Origin of the sequence: Streptomyces polyrhachis (assembly GCF_042663125.1) — a bacterium.
GTDB lineage: Bacteria > Actinomycetota > Actinomycetes > Streptomycetales > Streptomycetaceae > Streptomyces > Streptomyces polyrhachii.
This window is the reverse complement of sequence record NZ_JBHSZO010000076.1, coordinates 2,684-5,803: the sequence shown is the minus strand read 5'-3', so window position 1 is coordinate 5,803 and position 3,120 is coordinate 2,684. Positions and strand designations below refer to the sequence as shown.

Annotated in this window: 2 rRNA genes (1 of these 2 running past the window's edge); both read left to right on the top strand. The window is 58.3% G+C overall.

What is annotated here, in order from left to right:
• The first annotated feature begins 281 nt into the window (after positions 1–281).
• Positions 282–1,823, top strand: a 16S ribosomal RNA gene (locus tag ACFQLX_RS25535).
• 314 nt (positions 1,824–2,137) lie between these two features.
• A 23S ribosomal RNA gene (locus tag ACFQLX_RS25530) occupies positions 2,138–3,120 on the top strand; it runs 2,466 nt beyond the window's last position.
• Together the 16S and 23S rRNA genes form the textbook arrangement of a ribosomal RNA operon.

The following is a 3,120-nucleotide window of genomic DNA, read 5'->3' as shown; positions in this document are numbered from 1 at the left end:
GACACTGAAAAGGGTCTGATAGAGTCGGGGACACGAAGGGAAGCGCCCGGAGGAAAGCTTCGCAGGAATGCGGAGGGAGTACGAAGGAAGCGTCCGTTCCTTGAGAACTCAACAGCGTGCTAAAAGTCAACGCCAAATATGTTGATACCCCGTCTTCTTGGAAGACGAGGTTCCTTTGAAAGTCCTTCCCCCCTTTTGTGGGTGGGGGAGGCAATACAGCGAGGACGCTGTGTCCTGTCCGGGCTTATTCCGCCCGGTGGGACCGCTCTCGTGGATATACATTCACGGAGAGTTTGATCCTGGCTCAGGACGAACGCTGGCGGCGTGCTTAACACATGCAAGTCGAACGATGAAGCCTTTCGGGGTGGATTAGTGGCGAACGGGTGAGTAACACGTGGGCAATCTGCCCTGCACTCTGGGACAAGCCCTGGAAACGGGGTCTAATACCGGATACGAGCTTCTGCCGCATGGTGGAGGCTGGAAAGCTCCGGCGGTGCAGGATGAGCCCGCGGCCTATCAGCTTGTTGGTGGGGTGATGGCCTACCAAGGCGACGACGGGTAGCCGGCCTGAGAGGGCGACCGGCCACACTGGGACTGAGACACGGCCCAGACTCCTACGGGAGGCAGCAGTGGGGAATATTGCACAATGGGCGAAAGCCTGATGCAGCGACGCCGCGTGAGGGATGACGGCCTTCGGGTTGTAAACCTCTTTCAGCAGGGAAGAAGCGTTTGAGTTTTCTCAGGCGTGACGGTACCTGCAGAAGAAGCGCCGGCTAACTACGTGCCAGCAGCCGCGGTAATACGTAGGGCGCAAGCGTTGTCCGGAATTATTGGGCGTAAAGAGCTCGTAGGCGGCTTGTCGCGTCGATTGTGAAAGCCCGGGGCTTAACTCCGGGTCTGCAGTCGATACGGGCAGGCTAGAGTTCGGTAGGGGAGATCGGAATTCCTGGTGTAGCGGTGGAATGCGCAGATATCAGGAGGAACACCGGTGGCGAAGGCGGATCTCTGGGCCGATACTGACGCTGAGGAGCGAAAGCGTGGGGAGCAAACAGGATTAGATACCCTGGTAGTCCACGCCGTAAACGGTGGGAACTAGGTGTGGGCAACATTCCACGTTGTCCGTGCCGCAGCTAACGCATTAAGTTCCCCGCCTGGGGAGTACGGCCGCAAGGCTAAAACTCAAAGGAATTGACGGGGGCCCGCACAAGCGGCGGAGCATGTGGCTTAATTCGACGCAACGCGAAGAACCTTACCAAGGCTTGACATACACCGGAAAGCATCAGAGATGGTGCCCCCCTTGTGGTCGGTGTACAGGTGGTGCATGGCTGTCGTCAGCTCGTGTCGTGAGATGTTGGGTTAAGTCCCGCAACGAGCGCAACCCTTGTCCTGTGTTGCCAGCATGCCCTTCGGGGTGATGGGGACTCACGGGAGACCGCCGGGGTCAACTCGGAGGAAGGTGGGGACGACGTCAAGTCATCATGCCCCTTATGTCTTGGGCTGCACACGTGCTACAATGGCCGGTACAATGAGCTGCGATACCGCGAGGTGGAGCGAATCTCAAAAAGCCGGTCTCAGTTCGGATTGGGGTCTGCAACTCGACCCCATGAAGTCGGAGTCGCTAGTAATCGCAGATCAGCATTGCTGCGGTGAATACGTTCCCGGGCCTTGTACACACCGCCCGTCACGTCACGAAAGTCGGTAACACCCGAAGCCGGTGGCCCAACCCCCTTGTGGGGAGGGAGCCGTCGAAGGTGGGACTGGCGATTGGGACGAAGTCGTAACAAGGTAGCCGTACCGGAAGGTGCGGCTGGATCACCTCCTTTCTAAGGAGCATCTTTGACCGCTTCGGCGGTCACAAGAGCCACAACGCAGGCGAACGTCCTGCGGTGGTTAGCTCATGGGTGGAACGTTGACTATTCAGTCTCAGGCTGCGGTCGGGACGCTAGTACTACTCCTCGGAGTGTGGAACGCGGACCGGGTCAAGGCAGGGGGCTGGGCACGCTGTTGGGTGTCTGAAGGTACGGGCTGTGAAGCCTGGATCTTCGGTATGCCGGCCCCAGTGCACTCACCTGTGAAGGGTGGGGTGATGGGTGGTTGGTCGTTGTTTGAGAACTGGACAGTGGACGCGAGCATCTGTGGCCAAGTTTTTAAGGGCGCACGGTGGATGCCTTGGCACCAGGAACCGATGAAGGACGTGGGAGGCCGCGATAGGCCCCGGGGAGCTGTCAACCGAGCTGTGATCCGGGGGTGTCCGAATGGGGAAACCCGGCAGTCGTCATGGGCTGTCACCCACCGCTGAATATATAGGCGGTGTGGAGGGAACGAGGGGAAGTGAAACATCTCAGTACCCTCAGGAAGAGAAAACAACCGTGATTCCGGGAGTAGTGGCGAGCGAAACCGGATGAGGCCAAACCGTATGCGTGTGATACCCGGCAGGGGTTGCGTGTGCGGGGTTGTGGGATCTCTCTTTCATAGTCTGCCGGCTGTGAGACGAGTCAGAAACCGTATGGATAGGCGAAGGACATGCGAAAGGTCCGGCGTAGAGGGTAAGACCCCCGTAGCTGAAATCTGTACGGCTCGTTTGAGAGACACCCAAGTAGCACGGGGCCCGAGAAATCCTGTGTGAATCTGGCGGGACCACCCGCTAAGCCTAAATATTCCCTGGTGACCGATAGCGGATAGTACCGTGAGGGAATGGTGAAAAGTACCGCGGGAGCGGAGTGAAATAGTACCTGAAACCGTGTGCCTACAAGCCGTGGGAGCGTCGCGCAAGGAACTTGTTCCTTGCGCGACGCTCCCACGGCTCGTTTGAGAGACACCCAAGTAGCACGGGGCCCGAGAAATCCTGTGTGAATCTGGCGGGACCACCCGCTAAGCCTAAATATTCCCTGGTGACCGATAGCGGATAGTACCGTGAGGGAATGGTGAAAAGTACCGCGGGAGCGGAGTGAAATAGTACCTGAAACCGTGTGCCTACAAGCCGTGGGAGCGTCGCTCATTGGGTTTACCCAGTGGGTCGTGACTGCGTGCCTTTTGAAGAATGAGCCTGCGAGTTAGCGGTGTGTAGCGAGGTTAACCCGTGTGGGGTAGCCGTAGCGAAAGCGAGTCCGAATAGGGCGT